Here is a 22,353-nt window from a genome sequence, read left to right on the forward strand (position 1 = left end):
GACCACGATGAACCGTCGCCGCCGTATCTACGAGGGCAAGGCAAAGATTCTGTATGAGGGTCCGGAACCGGGCACCTTGATCCAGTTTTTCAAGGACGATGCCACCGCCTTCAACAAGAAGAAACATGAGGTCATCGACGGCAAGGGCGTCCTCAACAACCGCATTTCCGAATATATCTTCAGCCATCTGAACAAAATCGGCATCCCCACTCATTTCATCCGCCGGCTCAATATGCGCGAGCAGTTGATCAAGGAAGTGGAGATGATCCCGCTTGAGATCGTCGTGCGCAACGTCGCCGCCGGTTCGCTGGCCAAGCGCCTCGGCATCGAAGAAGGCGTCGTGCTGCCGCGTTCGATCATCGAATTCTATTACAAATCCGATGCGCTGGACGATCCGATGGTCTCGGAAGAGCACATCACCGCCTTCGGCTGGGCCAATCCGGCCGAACTCGACGACATCATGGCGCTTGCCATCCGCGTCAACGATTTCATGACCGGTCTTTTCCTCGGCGTCGGCATCCAGCTCGTCGATTTCAAGATCGAATGCGGCCGCCTCTTCGAAGGCGATATGATGCGCATCATCCTCGCCGACGAGATCTCGCCGGACAGCTGCCGGCTCTGGGATATCGAAACCCGCGAAAAGATGGACAAGGACCGCTTCCGCCGCGATCTCGGCGGCTTGCTCGAAGCCTATTCCGAAGTTGCACGCCGTCTCGGCATCATCAATGAAAACGAGCCTGTGCGCGGCACCGGCCCCGTTTTGGTTAAGTAAAAATCGTCTCGTCAAGCAAGGCAGGATAGGCAAAGTGATCAAGGCTCGTGTCACCGTCACGCTGAAAAACGGCGTTCTCGATCCGCAGGGCAAGGCCATCGAAGGCGCGCTCGGCGCCCTCGGCTTTTCGGGCGTCGGCCATATCAGACAGGGCAAGGTCTTCGACCTGGAGCTCGAGGGCGCCGACAAGGCGAAGGCCGAGGCCGACCTCAAGGCGATGTGCGAAAAACTGCTCGCCAATACGGTGATCGAGAACTACGCGATCGCGATCGACGGATGATCACCGACCTGCCGGCCGGCAGATTTTGAGGATTTGGCGTCATGACGAAGGCACAGCTGGAGACGGAAGTCTCGAAATATATGAGCTATGTCCTGCGCCATGCGCCCGATGCCGCCGGCTTGACGCTTGATGGCGAGGGCTGGGTGTCGTTCGACGAGCTCGAAAAGGCTTTGACGTCGAAATACGATGTCTCCCGCGCCGAGATTATCGCGATCATCGAAAACAATCCAAAGAAGCGCTTCACGCCCGCCGACAACAGAATTCGCGCGAACCAGGGTCATAGCGTCGAGGTCGATCTCGCGCTGACCGCGGTCGAGCCGCCGGCAGATCTTTTCCACGGCACCTCCGCGATTGCCTGGCACTCGATCGAGCGCGACGGCTTGAAGAAGATGCAGCGCCACCACGTGCATCTGTCGGCGGATGTCGAAACGGCGAAAATCGTCGCAACGCGCCGCAAGGGTGAATATGTCATCCTTCGCGTGGATGCGGCCCGCATGTTTTCAGAGGGTCATTCTTTCTTTGTTTCCGACAATGGAGTATGGCTCACCGAAAGCGTTCCAGTTCAATATCTTTCGCCAGACGCAGGGACCCCATGAAATCAGCTGTCGTTCAACTTCCGGGCCTTAACCGCGACCGCGACATGATCGCAGCCCTGACCAAGATCTCCGGCCGCGAGCCGATGACGATCTGGCAGACGGAAGCCGAAATCCCTGAAGTCGACCTGATCGTCATTCCCGGCGGCTTCTCCTATGGCGACTACCTGCGTTGCGGCGCGATCGCCGCCCGCATGCCGGTCATGCAGGCGATCATCGACAAGGCTGCAAAGGGCGTGAAAGTGCTCGGCGTCTGCAACGGCTTCCAGATCCTCGTCGAGGCAGGCCTGCTGCCCGGCGCGCTGATGCGAAATGCCTCGCTGAAATTCGTCTGCCGCGAGATCAAGCTTGAAGTGGTCAATGCCGAGACGGATTTCACCCGCGCCTACGCGCAAGGCCAGGTCATCCGGTGCCCCGTTGCCCATCATGACGGCAATTATTTCGCCGACGAAGCCACGCTGGCGAAAATCGAAGGCAATGGCCAGGTTGTCTTCCGTTATGCCGAAGGCACCAACCCCAACGGCTCGCTCAACGATATCGCCGCGGTCATGAACGAAAAGGGCAACGTGCTCGGCATGATGCCGCATCCGGAAAACCTGATCGAAGCCGCCCATGGCGGTTCGGACGGCCGCGGCCTTTTCGCCTCGGCGCTCGACGTCATCGCCGCCTGAGCCCTGCTCGTTGCCTAAAAGCGCGCGCGGTCTTGGGCAACGGCATGCACACGAAAATTCCGTCTGGATCGGAGCAAGATCGATGCGCCATCGCCTCGCAAACCCCGCTTTGTTGACCGCTCTCGCAGCCATGCTCGCAGCCTGCCAGACGCCGGCGCCGACGACAGGCCCCAACCGCGCCGCGCTGCCGACGATGGAACGCGTGGCGCTCGGCGCCAGTGCATGCTGGTTCAAGTCAGGTGACCCCGCTTTTGCAGCCTATAAACTCGCCCCGGAGCTCAACTCCTTCACCGGCCGGCCCCGCATCCTGCTCGTCCACAAGGGCAGCCCGGAAAGCCGGCCGCTGCTTGTCGTTCAGGCCGAGGGAAGCCCGTCGCGTCTCCAGGCCTTCGGTCCGATGATGTCGGAACCGGTCGCCGACCGCATCGTCGCCGACGTCAATCGCTGGTCGGGCGGCAACAAAGCCTGCAGCTGATCGCAGCCGGCGATCCCGATAACGCATTCAGTCCCAGAAGAACGACTTGCCGACTTCGCGTGCGGCTTCGGACTGCGACACGCCGATATCCTTGAGCTCGCTCGTCGTCAGGCCTCTCAGCGCCCGCCGGCCTTCCCGCTTCTGATGCCAGAGAAGAATTGCGGTCCAAATCCGCCCCAAACGCGTCGTCACCTCAGGAGGCGCCGCGGGAAGGACGACCTGCCTCCTATCTTCATAAGAGACAATCGGTACAATTGGCATTTTGATCTCAGGCAAGGCAGACATTCCAGAAATCCTCTCGGTTTGCCACTGGAATTGACTCATACGCTTGACCGATACAATGTGCCAATATATACAATTGTCACCATGACAAATTGGCTTCCTGATCTTTCCCGCGGTTCCGGGCCGGTCTATCTCCGGCTTGCCGACAGCATTGAATCCGCCATCGCGAGCGGCGCCCTACCCGCCGGCAGCAAATTGCCGCCGCAACGCAACCTCGCCTATGATATCGGCGTGACCATCGGCACGATCGGCCGCGCCTATGCGCTGGTGCATGAGCGCGGCCTGGTCGCCGGCGAGGTCGGGCGCGGCACCTATGTGCTGAACCGCTCCGAGACGCAGCCCGGCGAACAGACCGACCCGCTGACTGTCTCGCTCAGTGGCACCCGCGTCCAGGACGCGCCTGCCGACAAAATCCGCTTCGATACCACGGCCGCACCAGATCTCGGCCAGGGCAAGATCATATCCGGCATCCTAGCCGAGATCGGCGAACAGCATCTCGCCGAGATTTCGTCCTATTCCCGCACGTTTCCGCGCAACTGGTTCGAATCCGGTCGTCTCTGGCTTGCCCGCAGCGGCTGGACGCCGGATGTCGAAAACATAGTGCCGACGCTCGGCGCTCATGCGGCGGCGGTTGCAGCCATCGCCGCCGTCTCGGCGCCGGGCGACAAGATCGTCTTTGAGGATCTCACCTATACGCAGGTCAGCCGCAGCGCCCGCCTTCTCGGACGCCGCACGCTGACGGTCGATTCAGACGAACAAGGAGTGATCCCGGACGATTTCGAGCGGCTCTGCCAGCAACAACATCCAAAGATCGCCTTCCTGATGCCGACCGTTCACAATCCTACGGTGACGATCATGCCCCTCGAGCGGCGCGCGGCAATCGCCGCGATCGCCAGGAAACACAGCGTCTGGCTGATCGAAGATGATCTCTACGGCGGCATGTCCGACGATGATACGCCACTGCTCGCCTCACTTGCCCCCGATCGCACCTTCCTGGTCAACGGGCTGTCGAAATCGGTCGCCGCCGGCGTACGCGGCGGCTGGGTCGCCTGCCCGCCGCATTTTGCCCAGCGCATCCGGGTGACGCATAAGATGATCACCGGCGGCCTACCCTTCATTCTGGCCGAGACCTGCGCACGCCTCGTCGAAAGCGGCACTGCCCACGAGATCCGCAAGCAGAGCGTCGAGGAACTCTCCCGGCGTGTCCGACTCGTTCGCGAGCAGCTGCAGGGCTTCGATTTTGCGTCACACCCGCATGCGCCCTTCCTCTGGCTGAAATTGCCGGAGCCCTGGATGTCGGGCACCTTCAAGAATGCCGCTTTCCGGGATGGTGTGCTCGTCGACGACGAGGACGAGTTCAAGGCAGCCCGCGGGGAGAAATCCTATCATCGAGTCCGCATTGGTTTTTCCTCGCCAAAGACAGGGCAGGAACTGACCTCCGGCCTGATGATCTTGCGCCGGCTGCTGGAAAATGGCGGATCCGCCTATGATGGTGAAATCTGACCTGTTGCAAATACACGTCATAATCTACAAAAAATCCCTGGGGCTATTCGCAGCCGTTTACCGACTCAATCTGCATGCTACCTCTTCGATATTCTCGCCTGACGCGAATCAAGGGACAGCAAATGAGTGCGGACTTCGGAAGCATCGTGTTGCGTTTTTTGACCACGGCGTTATTCGCAGCGGTAGCCGGCACCGTCGCAGGCTCGGCATCCGCCGGCGAGCAGATATTTGATGAACTGCGTTTCGGGGTCTCGACCTCGCTGCAATCGGGACATTCCCGGGAAGATGGCGTCTTTCCCGAAATCACCGCTCTCTTCGACCCTTTCGGATACGAGCAGGCCGTCGGCTGGCAGCAACAGTTGCTGCGTCCCCGTGTCCATCTCGGCACCTCGATCGGCACCGCGGGTGAAGCCACCCAATTCTTCACCGGCTTCACCTGGACTGTCGATCTCAACGAGAAGCTCTTTGCCGAAGCCGGCTTCGGCGGCGTCATCCACACCGGCGACCTGGACAACAATGATGACGGCCCGGACCTCGGCTGCCGCGTCCTCTTCCACGAATATGCCGGCGCCGGCTATCGTTTCACCCCGCATTGGAACGTAATGGCCCAGATTGCCCACTCCTCGCATGCCAATCTCTGCGACGGCCCGAACGACGGCATGACGCGCGCCGGCATCCAGATCGGCTACAAGTTCTGAGCAATTGCCGCCTTCATGAAAAAAGCCTGCCTGCCCCTGTGAACTGCCCCCGAAGTTGGGTGTCCAACTTTCGGGAGTCAGTTCACTGTGTTGACGGCAGGCTTTTTTCTGTCGCGCGCCGCCGCTACTTAAGCTAAAGACAGCGCAAAACGCGCCAGGGACTTTCCGCTCATGACCATTCCAAACACCATCCCGATCACGCCGGAACTCATCGCGGGCCATGGCCTGAAGCCGGACGAGTACCAGCGCATCCTGGATTTGATCGGCCGCGAACCGACCTTCACCGAGCTCGGCATCTTCTCGGCCATGTGGAACGAGCATTGCTCCTACAAATCCTCGAAGAGATGGCTGCGCACGCTGCCGACCAAAGGGCCGCGCGTCATCCAGGGGCCAGGCGAAAATGCCGGCGTGGTTGATATCGATGACGGCGACTGCGTCGTCTTCAAGATGGAGAGCCACAACCACCCCTCCTACATCGAACCCTACCAGGGTGCTGCGACCGGTGTCGGCGGCATCCTGCGCGACGTCTTCACCATGGGTGCGCGCCCGATCGCCGCGATGAACGCCCTGCGCTTCGGCGAGCCGGATCATCCGAAGACCCGCCACCTCGTTTCCGGCGTCGTTTCCGGCGTCGGCGGCTACGGCAATTCCTTCGGCGTGCCGACGGTCGGCGGCGAGGTCGAGTTCGACGCCCGCTACAACGGCAACATCCTCGTCAACGCCTTTGCCGCCGGCATTGCCAAATCCAACGCCATCTTCCTATCCGAAGCCAAGGGCGTCGGCCTTCCGGTCGTCTATCTCGGCGCCAAGACCGGCCGCGACGGCGTCGGCGGCGCCACCATGGCGTCGGCCGAATTCGACGAATCGATCGAGGAAAAGCGCCCGACCGTTCAGGTCGGCGACCCCTTCACCGAAAAGTGCCTGCTCGAAGCCTGCCTGGAACTGATGCAGACCGGCGCCGTCATCGCCATCCAGGACATGGGTGCTGCCGGCCTCACCTGCTCGGCCGTCGAAATGGGCGCCAAGGGCGATCTCGGCATCCTGCTCGAGCTCGACAAGGTGCCGGTGCGCGAAGAGCGGATGACCGCCTATGAGATGATGCTGTCGGAAAGCCAGGAGCGCATGCTCATGGTGCTGCAGCCGGAGAAGGAAGAGCAGGCCAAGGCGATCTTCGTCAAATGGGGCCTCGATTTCGCCATCGTCGGCAAGACGACCGACGACCTGCGCTTCCGCGTCGTGCACCAGGGCGAAGAAGTCGCCAATCTGCCGATCAAGGATCTCGGCGATCAGGCGCCGGAATATGATCGCCCCTGGCGCGAATCCGGCAAGCCTGCCCCCCTGCCCGCCAACCTCGTCGCCGCACCGAAGAATTACGGCCAGGCGCTGCTGCAGCTCGTCGGCTCGGCCAACCAGTCGAGCCGACGCTGGGTCTATGAGCAATATGACACGCTGATCCAGGGCAATTCGCTGCAGCTTCCGGGCGGCGACGCCGGCGTCGTGCGCGTCGACGGCCATAAGAGCAAAGCGCTTGCCTTCTCTTCCGACGTGACGCCGCGTTATGTCGAGGCCGATCCCTTCGAAGGCGGCAAGCAGGCGGTCGCCGAATGCTGGCGAAACATCACCGCGACGGGCGCCGAACCGCTCGCCGCCACCGACAATCTCAACTTCGGCAATCCCGAAAAGCCGGAGATCATGGGCCAGTTCGTTCAGGCGGTGAAGGGCATCGGCGAGGCCTGCCGCGCGCTCGACTTCCCGATCGTGTCGGGAAACGTCTCGCTTTACAACGAGACCAACGGCGTCGCCATCCTGCCGACGCCGACGATTGCAGGCGTCGGCCTGCTGCCGGACTGGCGCAAGATGGTTCGCATCGGCAGCGCCAACGCCGGCGACAAGGTGATCATGATCGGCCTCGACGGCAGCCATCTCGGCCAGTCCGTCTATCTCAGGGATGTGCTCGACAGCCGCGAAGGTCCCGCCCCCGAAGTGGATCTCTTCGCCGAACGCCGCAACGGCGATTTTGTCCGCTCCGTCATCCGCAACGATCAGGCAACCGCCTGCCACGACATTTCCTCGGGCGGCCTTGCCGTCGCACTGGCTGAAATGGTCATGGCATCCGGCAAGGGGCTGACGATCGATCTCGGCGAATGCAAGGGTGCGCCGCATGCGCTGCTCTTCGGCGAAGATCAGGCGCGTTATGTGCTGACGGTGCCGGCCGATGTGGCGGATTTCGTCTGCGCCAATGCGGAAGGCGCCGGCGTCCCTTTCCGCCGCCTCGGCACGGTCGGTGGCGATGCGCTCGTCGTCGGCGATCTCATTGCGCTGCCGATTCAGCAATTGCGCGATACCCATGAATCGTGGTTCCCTGATTTCATGGAAGGCCGCGGCGAACTCGCCGCGGAATAATGCGCAAGGAGTAACGATCATGGCCATGAAACCCGGCGATATTGAAGACATGATCAAGGCTGGGATTCCCGGTGCCAAGGTGACGATCCGCGATCTGGCGGGCGACGGCGATCACTACGCCGCCGAAGTCGTCGCCGAAGCCTTCCGCGGCAAGAGCCGCGTGCAGCAGCACCAGATGGTCTACGAGGCGCTGAAGGGCAATATGGGTGGCGTATTGCACGCGCTCGCACTGCAGACCTCGGCGCCTGATTGACATTTGCGGTAGCCCACCCTCTCCACATTCCTGTGACGAGCACAGGTGGTAAGAGAAGGCGAATCTGTGCCGGCCTATGAAGCAATGCTGTGATTTGTCTTTGTACACTGACAGCGAGTTTGGCGAGAACACCAACCACGCTCTCCGTCATCCCAGGCCCTGAGCCTGGGGATCCATGCGACTGCTGCTGATGGATGCGGTGTGGATGCTCGGCTCAAGGCCGAGCATGACGGAGGGTGGGTTCGGGGCTGTGGTGAACGCCCATTGATCCCGGCACCCTGCCGGCTGGAATTAAGTCGAGTGCCCAAAAAGAAGCCACCAACGCACTCGACGTAAACGCCATGCGTCCATCGCTAACGAGGTACTCGGGCCTTCAAGCCGGCAACCTGTCCTGCTCCGGATAAGCAAACACCGAAGCCGGCATCGGTCCTGATGTCATCAGCGTGAAGTCGAAGGGCGCCTTGAGATCCGGCCCCAATACATATTGCCGATGGACGCGCAGCTGATCCTTGCGGATCTTGCGGTAATGTTCGCGCGCCAGCATCTGCTTGACGCGGATCAGGAGCATCTTCGCCGGGGGCGCCTCCGCATGACCGCAGACGGTGACAACCGGCACTTTGTAGAAATTGATCGAATCCGTCAGGCACTGCACATCGAGCCAAGAGATCTCGGGACAGCGGGCGATCAGACCGACACGGGCGCGCAGCAGGCTCGCAGACGATAGCAGCGCGCATTGCAGAATGGCGCTGCCGAGGGTTGCAAATACCACACGTTTGCCCTTGAAGATCTCCGGCTCCCTTTCCAGCAAGATGCCGATGACATGGGCCGCCACATTCGATCCCATGCTGTGCGAGGAGATCACATATTCATCCGCCTCCTCCTCAAGCGCCTTGCGCACCGCGGTGGCCCGGTCTTCCAGCCAGTCGTTGAAATCGGCACGGTGCATGCGGCCGAGCGCCACCGCCATTGCCCAATCGGCAAAGAGATGCAGCGTATGGAAGCGTTCGGAAAACGGCAGGAAAGCGAAGATGAAGAAGCAGAGCGCCAGCGGCCCGCTCCACAGCATGTGCCATAGCGAAAAACCGAGACGATAGGGCGCGACAGCGATCAGCGCCGTCAGCGCAATCGCCAGCCCCGTCAGCAGAAATGGAAAGAGGAAGAACAGGCCGAAGCGCCAGGCATGACGGAAATATCGCCGCATGCCGCCTTCGAGCATGATCTGGGCGCAGCTGCGAAAACCTGCAGCGATCTGGCTCAGCGTATTGCCACTGCGCAGCCTGCGCACGAACATGTCGTGATCGACCATGTGGATTCGGCTCTTCGTCTGCCAAGTGGCAGGAGCAGGGTCTTCCCCGGGCGCCGAACCGGCTGCCCCGGGCGCCATCTCGGCTGCCCCGGGCACCTCGCCGCTGGTCGTAACCTCGAAACTGAGGGGATCGCTGCCGCCGTCCGGCGTCCCGACCTCGAGCGAGTAGCCCCAAACGGCGGAACTCTGCCTGGCTGAGCGCTCGTAGCGCGCCCGGTGGGCAGCGCCGTCAAGCGGCTCGAAGCCCGGAAAATGCAGGACGACCCGCTTTTTTATCAATCTCATTCCGCTCTTTCGGCCGGGCGAATGGCCGGCATGTTCGTGCGATCCGGCTGCTGTGCCGCCGATCTCGGCGAAAAAGCAGGTATGATCTCGAAGGCGTCTTGCTAACCGAAGTCATCAGGAATTCAATAGCCGCCATGTCGTTTCCACCGTGAGCGGAGGGGTTTTGTGGCCGATCTTGTCAAAGAACTGATATCAGGCGTTGTCGACAGCGTATTGAAGGAAATCCTGAAGAAAACCAGCGGCCGCATCACGACGAAGCGCAGGAGGCGTAAGACGCGCCCCGCTGCGACAACTGCTGCCGCCCGAAAGACGACCTCCGCCAAGCGCAAACCCGCCCGCAAACAGGTCAGCAAGCGACGCACAGCCGCCGGTCGCAGCCGCCAACGCCGCAGCTGACGCAACTATCCGACCGCTGAACCCCGACCCTCGGCGACGTCGAGATTGACCGGATGCAGGCCCATCTAGCCCGACAACCGAAACGTGATAGCAACATCGCCGAAGTGGCCTGACCAGATTGGTCTTTTTTTGGTTTAGGCGTCTGGAATTCCTGCTGTCACATGCTATCTAAGGACAACGATTGAAACGGTGGGCCTTTAACCCGCCCGTTGAAAGGATCAGGTCCCATGAGCGGCATTCACGAATTCATCGACAACGAAATCAAGAGCAACGACGTCGTCCTCTTCATGAAGGGCACGCCGCAGTTTCCGCAGTGCGGTTTCTCCGGCCAGGTCGTGCAGATTCTCGATTACATCGGCGTCGACTACAAGGGCATCAACGTGCTCGCCGATTCGGAGATCCGCCAGGGCATCAAGGATTATTCCAACTGGCCGACGATCCCGCAGCTTTACGTAAAGGGCGAGTTCGTCGGCGGCTGCGACATCGTCCGGGAAATGTTCCAGGCCGGTGAACTGCAACAGCATCTCCAGGAAAACGGCGTCACCGTTCGCGGCGCCGCCTGACCGGTCACCGGACGTCCGCCCGGTTTCCAAATCTGTTTCTCGAGTCCGAGGCGCTGCGTTGAGCAGCGCCTTGGCCTGTTTATGGGAATTTCATTGTGACAGATTCATCGCAAGCCGTGTCCGCGGGCCGCCTGCCCATGGGCAAGCGTGAATTCATCGCGCTCGCCGCGTTTCTGATGGCCGTCAACTCTCTGGCGATCGATATCATGCTGCCGGCGCTGCAGCAGATCGGGGCGAGCCTCGGCGTCGAGAGCGAAAATCATCGACAATTCGTCGTCTCTACCTATCTGCTCGGTTTCGGCTGCGCTCAGCTGTTCTACGGGCCGCTCTCCGACCGCTTCGGCCGCCGCACGCCGCTGTTGATCGGTCTCGTCATCTACATTCTCTCCGCCATCAGTATCGTTTTCGTCCCCTCTTTTGCCGGGTTGCTCGCCCTGCGCTTCCTGCAGGGCGTTGGTTCGGCCGCAACCCGCGTCATCACCGTCTCCATTGTCCGCGATATCTATGGCGGCCGGCAGATGGCCGAAGTGATGTCGCTGATCATGATGGTCTTCATGATCGTGCCGGTGATCGCGCCCGGCGCCGGCCAGATCGTCATGTTCTTCGGCAACTGGCACCTGATCTTCCTCTTTATTGCCGCCATGGCGACCGGTATCGCCGTCTGGGCTTACATCCGCCTGCCGGAAACCCTGCATCCGCAGAATGTCCGCCCCTTCACCGCCCGTTCGATCTTCGGCGCCTTCAAGCTGGTGCTGACCAATCGCGTCGCGCTCTGCTACACCATCGCCAGTACCTTCATTTTCGGCGCACTGTTCGGCTTCATCAATTCCGCCCAACAGGTCTATGTCGGCATTTATGATCTCGGCGTCTATTTCCCCTTCGCCTTTGCCGGCGTGGCGATCTTCATGTCGTTGTCGTCCTTCTTCAACTCGCGATTCGTCGGCAAGCTCGGCATGCGTCGCCTGTCGCATGGCTCCCTCATCGGCTTCATCGCCATCAACACCATTTGGCTCATCGTCCAGATGGCGAGTTCCGAGCCGATGCCCTTCGCCTTGTTCATCAGCTTTTTCGGCCTGGTCATGTTCCAGTTCGGCTGGATCGGCTCGAACTTCAACTCGCTCGCCATGGAGCCGCTCGGCCATGTCGCCGGCACCGCCTCCTCCGTGCTCGGCTTCATGAGCACGGTCGGCGGCGCCTTGATCGGCGCCGGCATCGGCCAGGCCTTCGACGGCACTGCCCTGCCGATGGTAGCCGGTTATTTCATCGTCTCGATTGTCGGGCTGATCTTCGTGCTGATCGCCGAAAAGGGCCGCCTCTTCCAACAGCAGAACCCGGCCGTCTGAACGGCCGGCCTCGTCTGCATCCGGGATTTCACCACATGACGCCGCATAAACCGCACCAGGAAAACCAGGGCTCCCGCCGCATCGGCATGGGTTTCGGCGAGTTCGTCGTCACCATTGCGATCATGACGGCCAGCATCGCCATGGCCATCGACAGCATGCTGCCGGCATTGCCCAATATCGGCCATTCCCTCGGCGTCACCAATACCAATGACGCCCAGCTGATCATCGGCGTGTTCTTCTTGGGCTTCGGCGTCTCGCAGATATTCTTCGGCAGCCTTTCCGATACGTTCGGCCGCCGCAACATCCTGCTCGGCGGCCTGGTTTGTTACATAATTGGAATGTTTGCCGCCGCAGCCACCGGCAGTTTCGAAATGCTGCTCCTGATGCGTTTCGTTCAGGGCGTCGGCGGTGCAGCCGTACGCATCACCACCATGGCCATCGTCCGCGACTGTTTCGGCGGCCGCGAAATGGCCCGCGTCATGTCCTATGTCATGATCGTCTTCATGATCGTGCCGATCGTCGCCCCATCGGTGGGCCAGCTCATCATCCTATATACCGACTGGCACTGGATCTTTATCCTGCTCGGCGCCGTCGCCACCATCCTGTTCCTCTGGGCTCTTCTGCGGCTGAAGGAATCGCTGCCGCCGGAAGAGCGCCTGCCGCTGTCAGTCAGCTCGGTCACCGACGGCTTCAAGACCGTGCTCACGAACCGCATCACCTCAGGCTACATGATCGGTCTCACCATGTTTACCGGCGTCATCAGCGCCTACGTGATCTCGGTGCAGCAGGTCTTCGGCGAAGTTTACGGCCTCGGCGATTGGCTGCCGATCGCCTTTGCGGCTACCGCCGGCGGCATCGCGGTGGCTAATTTCGCCAACGGCTTCTTCGTCCGCAAATTCGGCATGCGCCGCATTTCGCATGCCGCGCTGCTGATCTTCACGGCACTGTCGGCAGCAGGCTTTCTCATTGCGCTGGCCGGCAAGGCGGATTTCGCCACAGCCTACGGCATCTTCACCATCGTGCTGATGATGTTTGCCGTGATCGCCACCAATTTCACCGCCATCAGTCTTGAGCCGATGGGCAATCTCGCCGGGACGGCGACCGCCATCACCGGCTTCGTCTCGACGACGGTAGGCGCCATCCTCGGCGGCCTGGTCGGCCAGATGTTCAATGGCACGGTGCAGCCTCTCTTCGGCGGCTTCGCGCTCTTCGGCCTGGTGACGATCGCAGCCACCCTCTGGGCCGAGAACGGCAAGCTCTTCACCCATCCCGGAGACAGCCCGCAGCTGGATCCGGGTGCAGCGCATTTCTGACATCGAAATCATTGGCGTCAGCGCGACAGGCATATCCGATGGACGACCGAATTCTGATCAGGCCTTACGCGCCAAGCGATGCAGACGCGACGATCGAGATTTTTCTGCGCGCCATTCGGGAGGTTTCATCGAAAGACTATTTGCCCGCTCAGATCGAGGCTTGGGCAAAGGTGGAAGATCGCAGGCTATGGGCGCAGCGCCGGATAAGCAGACCTGGCTGGATCGCGGAAATCGATGGAGCGCCGGTGGGGTTTTCCGACCTGACCGATGACGGATGCCTGGACATGATGTTTGTGCACCCTGAATTTCAGGGGCTCGGTATCGCAAGCCGCCTGTTGAGCAGGGTCGAGAAGGAAGCTCTGAACCTCGGATTCACCCGAATCTATACGGAGGCGAGCCGAACCGCCCGGCCGTTTTTCGAGCGCAGGGGTTTCCGCGTGATAACCGGGCAAACCGTCGAGAAACGCGGGCAAAGCCTGGAAAATTTTCTGATGGAAAAGCTCTACGCGAAGTAGGGTCGAACCGCCGATCCGCGTCGTCGAACGAAGCCGGCATTCCCCGTCGAAGGCTACGGCCGCAAAACAGTGTTCTGCGGCCGGTTTTCATGCGTTCAAACGGTAACCACCTCACGGCGCAGCACCTCCCACGAGGCCTTGTCGGGGGCAATCAGCAGCCCGCCGTCGAGATGGTGTGGCAGATAGGAAGAACCGTCGAAACGGGCGGCATGGGCGCCGGCCTCCTGGGAAATGAGCGTGCCGGCGAGGTGATCCCAGGGCATCAGCTTGTTGTACATGAGGTAATGCACATGGCCGCCCGCAAGGGTGCGGTATTCATGGGCCGCGCAGCGATAGTTGGTGAGGAAGCGCACCTTGGCGAGATTGCCGAGGATCTCGGCCCGCTTCTCCTGCGGCAGGTAGCCGGTGGAGGCCATGCCGACCATCTGGTCGAGCGCGACAGGCTCGGCGGCACGCAGCCGCCGCGCTTCGCCGTCCGGCCGCCGCAGCCAGGCGCCGCCCCCCTTTTCCGCCATCACCCAATCGTCGCCCATCGGATCGTAAATGATGCCGGCAACCGTCTCTCCGCCTGATATGACGGAGGCCATGACGCCGAAGGCCGGAATGCCGGCGGCGAAATTGAACGTGCCGTCGACCGGATCGACCACGATGGCGAGATCCGCGTCTGCCAGCCTGCCAAGCAGCGCCGGCTCGGCCGCGACCGTTTCTTCACCGACGAACAGCGCGCCGGGCCAAAGCCGTTCGGCTTCCGCCTTGATCATCCGCTCAGCCTGCTCGTCGGCCTCGGTGACGAGATCGGTTGCTTCGCTCTTGGCGCGTACGTCATCCCGACCAAGCCGGCGGAAGCGTGGCAGAATCTCCGCCTTCGCCGCCCGGCGCAAGAGATCGGCAAGAGCGGTCACATCGACAGTCGCAGTCATGTCAAATCCTTTCGCGTGTCAAATCATATGCCGATGATTTCGCGGCGGATCAGCTGCCAGCTTTCCCTGTCGGGTGCGGAGATGATGCCGCCCGTCGTCTCGCCGGGCCGATAGGGCGTGCCGTCGAATTTCGCGGTATGGCCGCCGGCTTCCTGATGCGCAAGCACTCCGGCCAGGTGATCCCAGGGCATCAGTTTCGCATGACCGATGAAATGCAGCTTGCCGGAGGCGACCATCCAGTATTCGTAGGCCGAGCAGTTGAAAGCGAAGGTCATCCTGATCTTCGCCAGGTTGGAGCAGATGCGCGAGCGATCCGGGTCGTCCATATGGCCCCAGGAGATGCCGCCGACCATCTGATTCAGGGCGGCGGGCTCCGCCACCTTGAGCCTGCTCGATTGCCCGTCCTGTCGCGTCAGGAAGGCGCCCGCTCCCTTGATCGTCGTCACCGTGTCGCCAAGGACCGGATCATGTATGATGCCGGCGACCGTCTCGCCCCTGACGGTGACCGCCAGCATGGTCCCGAAGACGGGAAGCCCGGCGGCGAAATTGAAGGTGCCATCGACAGGATCGATGACGAAGGCGAGCTCGGCGTCGGCAAGGGCAGGAACGACGGACCGATCGGCGTCATAGGCCTCCTCGCCGACAACGAGGGCTGTGGAAAAACGCTCTTTCAGCGCCGCGGTAATCCTATGTTCGGCGAGCACGTCCGCCTGCGTCACCAGATCGGTCGCTGAGGTCTTTTCCGAAACATCGGCAGCGCCGAGATTGCGGAAACGCGGCATGATTTCGGCGCGTGCAGCCTCCCTGACGCTATCGCCAAGAAAGAGAATATCCTTATCTGAAATGCTCATGCGAAATCCTGTCCTTCATGCAACGACCAGCCTCCCCGCAGCCGGCCTTTCACGAAGGGTCGGCGACTGTCAAGCCGGAAAAGTCGAAGAGCTTCGGATCAAGCAGATGCGAGGGATTCACATGCGCAAGCGCCCGCAGCATCGTGTCTTTTCGCCCCGGCATCCGCCTTTCGATATCGGCGAGCATGTCCTTCATCGCATTGCGCTGCAGCCCGTCCTGCGAGCCACAGAGATCGCACGGGATGATCGGAAACTGCATAGCGGCAGCGAACTTGGCGAGGTCGTCTTCGGCCGCATAGGCAAGCGGCCGCAGCACCATCAGGTCACCCTCGTCGTTCAGAAGCTTCGCCGGCATCGAGGCCAGCCGCCCGCCATGGAAGAAATTCATGAAAAAGGTCTCGAGAATGTCCTCACGGTGATGGCCGAGCACCAGTGCATCACAGCCCTCCTCCCGCGCGATACGGTAGAGATTGCCGCGCCGCAGCCGCGAACAGAGCGAGCAGTAGGTCGCCCCTTCCGGCACCTTTTCCTTCACGATCGAATAGGTATCGCGATATTCGATCCGGTGCCGGACGCCGATCCTCGTCAGGTAATCCGGCAGAACATGATTGGGAAAGTTTGGCTGGCCCTGGTCGAGATTGCAGGCGATCAGTTCGACCGGCAGCAGCCCGCGCCATTTGAGATCGAGCAGCAGCGCCAGCAGGCCGTAGGAATCTTTGCCGCCGGAAAGGCCGATCAGCCAGCGCTTCTGCCCCTTCAGCATATCGAAATCGTCGAAGGCCTGGCGCACCTGCCTGAGCAGCCGCTTGCGCAGCTTGTTGAAGGAGACCGAGCGCGGCGCGTCGGCAAACAGCGCGTGGCCGCTGGTATCGGCCTCGCCACTCTCCATTTCGTCGGCGATGTTGGCTGCGATATTCATTGCTTCGTCCAATCAAGATTGCAGGCTTGAATTGCGAGCCCGTCTTATCAAGCTGCCTTTAGCAGAAAGTCGCCGGCCAACACAGCATCAATCACCGAACACCGACCAGCCGGTGCGCGCCGCCAGCATCTCCAGCGCCACGGCGCCGAGCTGCGAATTGCCGACCTTGTTCAACCCGGGCGACCAGACTGCGATCGATGCAATGCCCGGCGCAACAGCGAAGATGCCGCCGCCGACACCGCTCTTGCCGGGCAGACCCACGTGATAGGCGAAATCGCCCGAGCCGTCGTAATGGCCGCAGGTCAACATCAGTGCATTGATGCGCCGTGCCCGCTTCGGCGAGACCACCGAATGGCCGGTCATCGGATTGCTGCCACGCGCAGCCAGGAACAGCCCAGCGCGAGCCAGCTGCTCACAGTTCATAGACAGGGCGCATTGATGGAAATAGACGCCGAGCACGTGTTCGACCGGATGGTCGAGATTGCGGTAGGCGCGCATGAAGTTGGCAAGCGCGACGTTGCGATATCCCGTCTGCGTTTCCGAGCGCGCCACCTTGTCATCGATGGTGATCGACTCGTCGTCGGCGAGATAACGCACGAAGCGCAGCAACTCGCCGATCGCCTCGCGCGGCGCATGCCCGGCCATGACGACGTCGGTGACGGCGATCGCGCCGGCATTGATGAAAGGATTGCGCGGGATGCCGCTCTCATGCTCGAGCTGGACGATCGAGTTGAAGGCCGATCCCGACGGTTCGCGCCCGACGCGCTTCCATAGACTTTCGCCGACCTTGCCGAGCGCCAAGGTCAGCATGAAGACCTTAGAAATGCTCTGGATCGAGAAGGCGATATCGGCATCGCCGACACGATAGACCTTGCCGTCGACGGTGACGATCGTCATGCCGAACTGCCGTGGATCGATCTTGGCGAGCTCGGGAATATAGTCGGCGACCTTGCCCTCGCCGACCCGGGGCAGAATATCGGTATAGATACTGTCGAGGATCGCCTGCAGATCCGCCATCGCTTCTCTCCGGATAACAAAAAAGCCGCCCGAAAGAGCGGCTTTTCCATAAGCGAAAACGCCTGGTTCTTCTTAACGCGAATAGAATTCGACGACCAGATGCGGTTCCATGACAACCGGGAACGGAACGTCGCTGAGCGTCGGAACGCGGCCGTAAGTGGCGACCATCTTGTTGTGATCGACTTCGATATAGTCGGGAACGTCGCGTTCGGCGAGGCTGACAGCTTCCAGAACGGTCACCAGCTGCTTCGACTTTTCACGAACTTCGATGACGTCGCCGGCCTTGCAGCGATAGGAACCGATGTTGACGCGCACACCGTTGACGGTGACGTGGCCATGGTTGACGAACTGACGGGCAGCAAAGACCGTCGGAACGAACTTGGCGCGATAGACGATCGCGTCTAGGCGGGATTCCAGAAGACCGATCAGGTTTTCGGAGGTGTCACCCTTGCGACGGGAAGCTTCAGCGAAGATCGCGCGGAACTGCTTCTCGCGCAGGTCGCCATAATAGCCCTTGAGCTTCTGCTTGGCGCGCAGCTGCACACCGAAGTCCGAAAGCTTGCCCTTGCGGCGCTGGCCGTGCTGGCCCGGACCGTATTCGCGGCGGTTCACCGGGGACTTCGGACGGCCCCAGATGTTTTCGCCCATACGGCGGTCAATTTTGTACTTGGACGATTCGCGCTTGCTCATCGTATTTCCTTTCAAAGGTTTATGGCGGCTTGTTACCAAACCGCACGAAGGAAACACGCCCTCCTCTGATCTCTTTCGAGAGCTGACAGGATGTTTCGGTTACGCGAACAGAAACGGTCCACGGGACATGTCAAATGAAACACCGGACATTGCTGCCCGGTGCTTGGCGCGGTCTTTAGAGGCCCCTCATGAAAATGTCAACTGCGCCGACGCCCGAAAGCGCCACTATTCCGCAGCGAGCGGCTGATCGCCTGTATCCGGCGCATTGGCATCACCCGGTGCGGTCTGGCAATTCATGTCGGGGAAAGCCACGATACGTTTGCCGGAGAAGTCCGTGTGCACGACGACAATCCCCTGCTCCTCGAAATAGCCGAGCAGACGGCGGGCGCGCCGCGCCGAATGGGTGCCGTAGGCCCGAGCGATGCGGGCGTCGGACGGGCACGGTTCGCCGCAGACGGCGGCCTTGGCGAGCATCAGGAAAACACCCTGCAGGTCATCCGTGACGCCTGACGACAGCGACAGCGCCGTCGCCCACTCATCGCTCGCCGCTGTCGCGGCATCGACGCCGGAACGGGAAATCGCCACGCGCCTGCGGAAATCCGGCAGTGCGATCGGCGGTCCCGGCACGCGGCGCATGCGCAGCCGTACGAGAAAATCCTGATAGAGCACGGAATCGGTGCGGAAGGCTGAGGTGGGATCGTCGAGTATCTCGGCAAGAACGCCGGCAAGGCGCTCTTCCCGCTCCTCGGCGGAGATCTCCGGCTGGCTCGCCCGCGGCTCGACCGGCGCTGGGGATGCCGCCGGCGTCGAGCGCGAGAGCTCCGCCAAAATGTCGGTGGTCGGCCGCGGCGCCGGCGGCACGCGGCGCACGAGCGGACGTTGGAATTCCTCCGGATCGGGTGTGAAGATCAGGTCCTCGACATCCTGCGGCGCATCCGGCAGCGGCATGAGCTTTGGGCTGGAGGACCGCGCCGAGGTTTCCACCGCGCCGATCTGGATCGGCAACGGCCGGCGCGACAATGCCGGCCCAAGAGCGACGAAATTGCCGCGCTTCAGGTCGCGAAACATCTCGGCCTGGCGCCGGTCCATGCCGAGAAGGTCGGCTGCACGCGCCATGTCGATATCGAGGAAGGTGCGGCCCATCAGGAAGTTCGAGGCCTCGGCCGCGACGTTCTTGGCGAGTTTGGCAAGCCGCTGGGTGGCGATCACCCCGGCAAGCCCGCGCTTGCGGCCGCGGCACATCAGATTGGTCATCGCCCCGAGCGACATCTTGCGCGCATCTTCTGAGACATCGCCGCCCACCGAAGGCGCAAACATCTGCGCCTCGTCGACGACGACGAGAACCGGATACCAATATTCCCGATCGGCATCGAACATGCCGTTGAGGAAGGCAGCAGCGGCACGCATCTGCTGCTCGATATCGAGGCCTTCAAGCGTCAGCACGCAGGACACCCGATGCTGGCGGATACGGTTGGCGATGCCCGCCAGCTCCGCCTCGGTGCGCTCGCCATCGACGACGATATGGCCGAACCTGTCGCTGAGGGTGACGAAATCACCCTCAGGATCGATGATGACCTGCTGCACCCATTGCGCGGATTGCTCGAGCAGACGGCGCAACAGATGCGATTTCCCCGATCCGGAATTGCCCTGCACGAGCAGACGCGTTGCCAGCAGCTCCTCGATATCGAGCGTCGCCGGGCTGCCGGACGCCAATCCCATATCGATACCAACCTGCAATGCCGATCCTCGCGACGAAAAGACTCACATGAACGAAGCGCCATTCTTCCGAAACGGCAACGCCCCGTCTATCAAAGAATCTGTTGATTTTCAGGGCCGGATTTCGCCAACCCACAGGACAATTCCCGGCCTCAATCGAGAAGCCGATCCATCGCCGTTATCGGCAGCACGAGACGAAGCGCCGCGCCGGAAAGCCGCCGAAAACCGAAGCGCTGGTAGAAGTCTGCCGCACGCTCGTCTTTGGCATCAACGATCATGCCTAGAATTCCGATCTGGCCCGCGGCTGATCGCGTTATCGCAAAGGCATGAACGATCAATGCGTCTCCGAGGCCTCGGCCCTGATATTCACGATCGACGGCAAGCCGGCCCAGTATCAGGAACGGCAATTCCTCATAGGGTCCCGCCTGGATCTTCGGTGGAAGATCTTGACGGGAAACCGAATGAGCGCTCAGCGAGAAATAGCCGGCAATTCGCGCCTCCTCACCTAGAACATAGACGCGTGTCAGACCACGCTGATTGGCGAAGCGTCTCAGGTAGGTATTCAATGCGTCCACGCCGCAATCGAATCCCTCTCGGTCATGCCGTTTTGGGTCGAGCAATTCAAATTTCATGAGCCGCCGATGATATCGCGATATTTCTTGACGGCATTGATCATACGCTCTGTCGGCTTTGCCGGTTCGTCGAATGCCGCGAAAAAGTCTTCCCAGTCCTCGGCCGTAAAGCGCGTCCGCCCATGTACGGCAATTACGGCCTCGGCCTTCTCGCGAATGCTTTCGCGGATGAATTTGCTCTTGTCGAGATGAAGGTAATTACGCGCAGTTTCCATCAGTTCGAACGTCGGTCGGTCGACGCGGATCTTCAACGTATCGTCTCTGTGAGCATTCTGGGCCATATCAGCTCCTTGTCTTTGTGGGTGCAATTGTACCCACAAATCATCTGGCGTCAAATATAGCTCTATGCTTTTAGGCCGAATCCCTGCATCAGCCGCCGCGTCGCGAAATCCTGCTGGCCTGACGTAAACATGGCGAAGTCGAAATTATCAGGATGCACGGCATCGGCAACCAGCGGAACCAACGTGCGGGCGCGCCGCGCTATTGCTTCGGCCGGATCAAGCCAGTCGACCGGCCAAGGGGCAATCCGCCGGAAAAGATTGGCCATGAAAGGATAGTGCGTGCAGGCAAGCACGACGATATCCGTCTTCTGACCGTCCTTTTCGACGAAACACTGGTCGATTTCGGCAAGCACCGCGTCATCGGAGACGGCGTCGCCACGGATATAGGCTTCCGCCATGCGCGCCAGATTCTCCGAACCGACGAGACGGACATGGCATTGCTGCGCGAAGGACTGGATGAGATCGCGCGTATAGGCCCGCTTCACCGTTCCCGGCGTTGCGAGCACCGAGACGAGGCCGGAGCGCGTGCGCTCAGCCGCCGGCTTGATCGCCGGCACGGTGCCCACGAAGGTCATCTGGGGAAAGGCGGCGCGCAGATCGGCGCCGACAAGGGTGAAAGCGGTGTTGCAGGCAATGATGCAGACTTCGGGATCATAGTCATTCAGGAGCTTGCCGAAGAGCCCGATAATCCGCTCTTTCAGCGCCTGTTCCTCCCAGCCGCCATAGGGAAAGCCGGCATCGTCAGCGACATATATGAAGCCTCGCTCCGGCATCAGCACGCGCGCTTCGCGCAGCACTGTCAGTCCGCCGATCCCTGAATCGAAGACGAGGACGGGTTTCAGCTCATTCGTCGGCGCTGTCATCGGTGGGCGCTTTCTTGCCGGATCTGATGGAGCCGCCTTTGCGCGGACTGTTGCGCGTAAAGCGGTCGAGAGAGGAAATGACGCCACGCAGCACGCTGATTTCCTGTTCCGTGAATGCCCGGCGGGAGAGGACTGCGCGCAGGTTGTCGACCATTTTCGGCTTTTTCGAGGGCGGATGAAAATAGTTGCGCGAATCGAGCGCCTCTTCCAGTTGATCGAACAGACCGAAGAGCTGCTCCTTGGTGGACGGGCGCTGCTTGAGCGCCTGGAACGGCACGGCTTCCAGATCCTCCATGCCCGATTTCATCCACTCATAGGACATGAGCAGCACGGCCTGGGCGATGTTGAGCGAGGCGAAGGCGGGATTGACAGGGAAGGTGACGATCTCGTCGGCAAGCGCCACTTCCTCGTTGGTCAGGCCCCAGCGCTCGCGGCCGAAGAGGATACCGGTCGCCTCACCTGCCCGGAATTTCGTGCGCAGCGTCTCGGCAGCAAAAACCGGCGAGCGCACCGGCTTGTAATTGTCACGGCTGCGCGCCGTCGTGGCATAAACGAAGTTGAGGTCGGCTATCGCCTCGTCCAAGGTGGCAAAGACCCTCGTGCCCTCAATCACGTGGTCGGCCTTGGAGGCTGCAGCCTGCGCCTTCTCATTCGGCCAGCCGTCACGTGGATTGACGAGACGAAGATCGACAAGGCCGAAATTCGCCATGGCGCGCGCCACCATTCCGATATTTTCGCCCATCTGCGGCTCGACCAGAATGATAACCGGCCCCTCGGCCAGAAGTTGACGCTCGCTGTTCGTGCCTGCCATGG

Annotated in this window: 26 protein-coding genes; 14 read left to right on the forward strand and 12 right to left on the reverse strand. The window is 61.2% G+C overall.

The window, feature by feature from the left end; all coding sequences use genetic code 11:
- Positions 1-7 precede the first annotated feature (7 nt).
- The 5 genes from purC to N2597_RS10155 all read left to right on the forward strand — a co-directional run bounded on the left by purC (position 8) and on the right by N2597_RS10155 (position 2,791).
- A complete protein-coding gene (gene purC / locus N2597_RS10135) occupies positions 8-772 on the forward strand; it encodes a phosphoribosylaminoimidazolesuccinocarboxamide synthase (protein WP_004676256.1) in 765 nt (254 codons plus the stop codon).
- Between the two features lie 34 nt (positions 773-806).
- A complete protein-coding gene (purS, locus tag N2597_RS10140; RefSeq protein WP_038689209.1) occupies positions 807-1,052 on the forward strand; it encodes a phosphoribosylformylglycinamidine synthase subunit PurS in 246 nt (81 codons plus the stop codon).
- Between the two features lie 41 nt (positions 1,053-1,093).
- Entirely contained in the window at positions 1,094-1,648 is a 555-nt protein-coding gene (locus N2597_RS10145) for an RNA 2'-phosphotransferase (protein ID WP_183597667.1), read from the forward strand.
- Positions 1,645-2,316 (forward strand): phosphoribosylformylglycinamidine synthase subunit PurQ, encoded by a 672-nt coding sequence (gene purQ / locus N2597_RS10150; protein ID WP_077989220.1) that lies wholly within the window; start codon positions 1,645-1,647, stop codon positions 2,314-2,316. Before N2597_RS10145 ends, purQ begins: the two co-directional genes overlap by 4 nt.
- A gap of 82 nt (positions 2,317-2,398) precedes the next feature.
- A complete protein-coding gene (locus tag N2597_RS10155) occupies positions 2,399-2,791 on the forward strand; it encodes a hypothetical protein (RefSeq protein ID WP_038689213.1) in 393 nt (130 codons plus the stop codon).
- Between the two features lie 27 nt (positions 2,792-2,818).
- On the opposite strand, the gene N2597_RS10160 is transcribed toward N2597_RS10155, so the two are convergent.
- Positions 2,819-3,076, reverse strand: coding sequence for a DUF1127 domain-containing protein (locus N2597_RS10160; RefSeq protein WP_010060226.1), 258 nt, complete (start codon positions 3,074-3,076; stop codon positions 2,819-2,821).
- An 81-nt stretch (positions 3,077-3,157) separates the two neighbouring features.
- On the opposite strand from N2597_RS10160, the gene N2597_RS10165 reads away from it, so the two are divergent.
- From N2597_RS10165 to N2597_RS10180, 4 genes are all read left to right on the forward strand, one after another.
- Positions 3,158-4,576 carry an aminotransferase-like domain-containing protein gene (locus N2597_RS10165; RefSeq protein ID WP_077989221.1) on the forward strand — a complete coding sequence of 473 codons (1,419 nt, stop codon included), beginning with the start codon at positions 3,158-3,160 and terminating at the stop codon, positions 4,574-4,576.
- Between the two features lie 122 nt (positions 4,577-4,698).
- Positions 4,699-5,274 (forward strand): acyloxyacyl hydrolase, encoded by a 576-nt coding sequence (locus N2597_RS10170; protein ID WP_096761787.1) that lies wholly within the window; start codon positions 4,699-4,701, stop codon positions 5,272-5,274.
- Between the two features lie 171 nt (positions 5,275-5,445).
- Positions 5,446-7,677: a phosphoribosylformylglycinamidine synthase subunit PurL gene (gene purL / locus N2597_RS10175; protein ID WP_038689219.1), complete on the forward strand. Its 2,232-nt coding sequence runs from the start codon at positions 5,446-5,448 to the stop codon at positions 7,675-7,677.
- A 19-nt stretch (positions 7,678-7,696) separates the two neighbouring features.
- On the forward strand, positions 7,697-7,930 hold the full coding sequence (locus N2597_RS10180) for a BolA/IbaG family iron-sulfur metabolism protein (RefSeq protein WP_004676237.1): 234 nt from the start codon (positions 7,697-7,699) through the stop codon (positions 7,928-7,930).
- Between the two features lie 373 nt (positions 7,931-8,303).
- Here the strand turns inward: N2597_RS10180 and N2597_RS10185 are convergent, their stop codons facing one another.
- Positions 8,304-9,521, reverse strand: a complete 1,218-nt coding sequence (locus N2597_RS10185; RefSeq protein ID WP_077989224.1) for a hypothetical protein — start codon at positions 9,519-9,521, stop codon at positions 8,304-8,306.
- Between the two features lie 165 nt (positions 9,522-9,686).
- On the opposite strand from N2597_RS10185, the gene N2597_RS10190 reads away from it, so the two are divergent.
- The 5 genes from N2597_RS10190 to N2597_RS10210 all read left to right on the forward strand — a co-directional run bounded on the left by N2597_RS10190 (position 9,687) and on the right by N2597_RS10210 (position 13,651).
- A complete protein-coding gene (locus N2597_RS10190) occupies positions 9,687-9,917 on the forward strand; it encodes a hypothetical protein (protein WP_009994515.1) in 231 nt (76 codons plus the stop codon).
- A 227-nt stretch (positions 9,918-10,144) separates the two neighbouring features.
- Positions 10,145-10,480: a Grx4 family monothiol glutaredoxin gene (grxD, locus tag N2597_RS10195; RefSeq protein WP_096769515.1), complete on the forward strand. Its 336-nt coding sequence runs from the start codon at positions 10,145-10,147 to the stop codon at positions 10,478-10,480.
- A gap of 137 nt (positions 10,481-10,617) precedes the next feature.
- Positions 10,618-11,823 carry a multidrug effflux MFS transporter gene (locus tag N2597_RS10200; protein WP_183597665.1) on the forward strand — a complete coding sequence of 402 codons (1,206 nt, stop codon included), beginning with the start codon at positions 10,618-10,620 and terminating at the stop codon, positions 11,821-11,823.
- 35 nt (positions 11,824-11,858) lie between these two features.
- A complete protein-coding gene (locus N2597_RS10205) occupies positions 11,859-13,136 on the forward strand; it encodes a multidrug effflux MFS transporter (protein WP_183597663.1) in 1,278 nt (425 codons plus the stop codon).
- Between the two features lie 38 nt (positions 13,137-13,174).
- Entirely contained in the window at positions 13,175-13,651 is a 477-nt protein-coding gene (locus N2597_RS10210) for a GNAT family N-acetyltransferase (RefSeq protein ID WP_096769512.1), read from the forward strand.
- Between the two features lie 95 nt (positions 13,652-13,746).
- Here N2597_RS10210 and N2597_RS10215 read toward each other — a convergent pair whose 3' ends face one another.
- From N2597_RS10215 to N2597_RS10260, 10 genes are all read right to left on the reverse strand, one after another.
- Complete coding sequence (locus N2597_RS10215) at positions 13,747-14,571, reverse strand: inositol monophosphatase family protein (RefSeq protein ID WP_077989226.1); 825 nt, start codon at positions 14,569-14,571, stop codon at positions 13,747-13,749.
- A 23-nt stretch (positions 14,572-14,594) separates the two neighbouring features.
- On the reverse strand, positions 14,595-15,422 hold the full coding sequence (locus tag N2597_RS10220) for an inositol monophosphatase family protein (RefSeq protein WP_183597661.1): 828 nt from the start codon (positions 15,420-15,422) through the stop codon (positions 14,595-14,597).
- Positions 15,423-15,471: 49 nt separating this feature from the next.
- Positions 15,472-16,341: a tRNA 2-thiocytidine(32) synthetase TtcA gene (ttcA, locus tag N2597_RS10225; RefSeq protein WP_183597660.1), complete on the reverse strand. Its 870-nt coding sequence runs from the start codon at positions 16,339-16,341 to the stop codon at positions 15,472-15,474.
- A gap of 87 nt (positions 16,342-16,428) precedes the next feature.
- Positions 16,429-17,358, reverse strand: coding sequence for a glutaminase (locus N2597_RS10230; RefSeq protein ID WP_038689233.1), 930 nt, complete (start codon positions 17,356-17,358; stop codon positions 16,429-16,431).
- Between the two features lie 72 nt (positions 17,359-17,430).
- Positions 17,431-18,048 (reverse strand): 30S ribosomal protein S4, encoded by a 618-nt coding sequence (gene rpsD, locus N2597_RS10235; protein WP_009994534.1) that lies wholly within the window; start codon positions 18,046-18,048, stop codon positions 17,431-17,433.
- 225 nt (positions 18,049-18,273) lie between these two features.
- Positions 18,274-19,785, reverse strand: coding sequence for a helicase HerA domain-containing protein (locus tag N2597_RS10240; RefSeq protein ID WP_077989229.1), 1,512 nt, complete (start codon positions 19,783-19,785; stop codon positions 18,274-18,276).
- Positions 19,786-19,916: 131 nt separating this feature from the next.
- A complete protein-coding gene (locus tag N2597_RS10245) occupies positions 19,917-20,339 on the reverse strand; it encodes a GNAT family N-acetyltransferase (protein WP_341356234.1) in 423 nt (140 codons plus the stop codon).
- Positions 20,340-20,392: 53 nt separating this feature from the next.
- The gene (locus tag N2597_RS10250; protein ID WP_096769508.1) at positions 20,393-20,677 is read right to left on the reverse strand and encodes a type II toxin-antitoxin system TacA family antitoxin; all 285 of its coding nucleotides are present in this window, start codon (positions 20,675-20,677) and stop codon (positions 20,393-20,395) included.
- Between the two features lie 62 nt (positions 20,678-20,739).
- A complete protein-coding gene (gene murI, locus N2597_RS10255; RefSeq protein ID WP_038689242.1) occupies positions 20,740-21,540 on the reverse strand; it encodes a glutamate racemase in 801 nt (266 codons plus the stop codon).
- Complete coding sequence (locus N2597_RS10260; RefSeq protein WP_183597656.1) at positions 21,521-22,351, reverse strand: RNA methyltransferase; 831 nt, start codon at positions 22,349-22,351, stop codon at positions 21,521-21,523. The genes murI and N2597_RS10260 overlap by 20 nt, the downstream gene beginning before the upstream one ends.
- Positions 22,352-22,353: the final 2 nt, after the last annotated feature.

Source organism: Rhizobium sophoriradicis, assembly GCF_025200795.1.
Classification (GTDB): Bacteria; Pseudomonadota; Alphaproteobacteria; order Rhizobiales; family Rhizobiaceae; genus Rhizobium; species Rhizobium sophoriradicis.

Coding starts and splice junctions, on each gene's coding strand:
- N2597_RS10160 (WP_010060226.1), bottom strand. CDS start 3,076: ATGTCTGCCTTGCCTGAGATCAAAATGCCAATTGTACCGATTGTCTCT.
- grxD (WP_096769515.1), top strand. CDS start 10,145: ATGAGCGGCATTCACGAATTCATCGACAACGAAATCAAGAGCAACGAC.
- N2597_RS10165 (WP_077989221.1), top strand. CDS start 3,158: ATGACAAATTGGCTTCCTGATCTTTCCCGCGGTTCCGGGCCGGTCTAT.
- N2597_RS10210 (WP_096769512.1), top strand. CDS start 13,175: ATGGACGACCGAATTCTGATCAGGCCTTACGCGCCAAGCGATGCAGAC.
- purQ (WP_077989220.1), top strand. CDS start 1,645: ATGAAATCAGCTGTCGTTCAACTTCCGGGCCTTAACCGCGACCGCGAC.
- N2597_RS10200 (WP_183597665.1), top strand. CDS start 10,618: ATGGGCAAGCGTGAATTCATCGCGCTCGCCGCGTTTCTGATGGCCGTC.
- N2597_RS10205 (WP_183597663.1), top strand. CDS start 11,859: ATGACGCCGCATAAACCGCACCAGGAAAACCAGGGCTCCCGCCGCATC.
- N2597_RS10145 (WP_183597667.1), top strand. CDS start 1,094: ATGACGAAGGCACAGCTGGAGACGGAAGTCTCGAAATATATGAGCTAT.
- N2597_RS10215 (WP_077989226.1), bottom strand. CDS start 14,571: ATGACTGCGACTGTCGATGTGACCGCTCTTGCCGATCTCTTGCGCCGG.
- ttcA (WP_183597660.1), bottom strand. CDS start 16,341: ATGAATATCGCAGCCAACATCGCCGACGAAATGGAGAGTGGCGAGGCC.
- N2597_RS10250 (WP_096769508.1), bottom strand. CDS start 20,677: ATGGCCCAGAATGCTCACAGAGACGATACGTTGAAGATCCGCGTCGAC.
- purC (WP_004676256.1), top strand. CDS start 8: ATGAACCGTCGCCGCCGTATCTACGAGGGCAAGGCAAAGATTCTGTAT.
- purL (WP_038689219.1), top strand. CDS start 5,446: ATGACCATTCCAAACACCATCCCGATCACGCCGGAACTCATCGCGGGC.
- N2597_RS10170 (WP_096761787.1), top strand. CDS start 4,699: ATGAGTGCGGACTTCGGAAGCATCGTGTTGCGTTTTTTGACCACGGCG.
- N2597_RS10155 (WP_038689213.1), top strand. CDS start 2,399: ATGCGCCATCGCCTCGCAAACCCCGCTTTGTTGACCGCTCTCGCAGCC.
- N2597_RS10260 (WP_183597656.1), bottom strand. CDS start 22,351: ATGGCAGGCACGAACAGCGAGCGTCAACTTCTGGCCGAGGGGCCGGTT.
- N2597_RS10220 (WP_183597661.1), bottom strand. CDS start 15,422: ATGAGCATTTCAGATAAGGATATTCTCTTTCTTGGCGATAGCGTCAGG.
- N2597_RS10185 (WP_077989224.1), bottom strand. CDS start 9,521: ATGAGATTGATAAAAAAGCGGGTCGTCCTGCATTTTCCGGGCTTCGAG.
- N2597_RS10230 (WP_038689233.1), bottom strand. CDS start 17,358: ATGGCGGATCTGCAGGCGATCCTCGACAGTATCTATACCGATATTCTG.
- rpsD (WP_009994534.1), bottom strand. CDS start 18,048: ATGAGCAAGCGCGAATCGTCCAAGTACAAAATTGACCGCCGTATGGGC.
- murI (WP_038689242.1), bottom strand. CDS start 21,540: ATGACAGCGCCGACGAATGAGCTGAAACCCGTCCTCGTCTTCGATTCA.
- N2597_RS10180 (WP_004676237.1), top strand. CDS start 7,697: ATGGCCATGAAACCCGGCGATATTGAAGACATGATCAAGGCTGGGATT.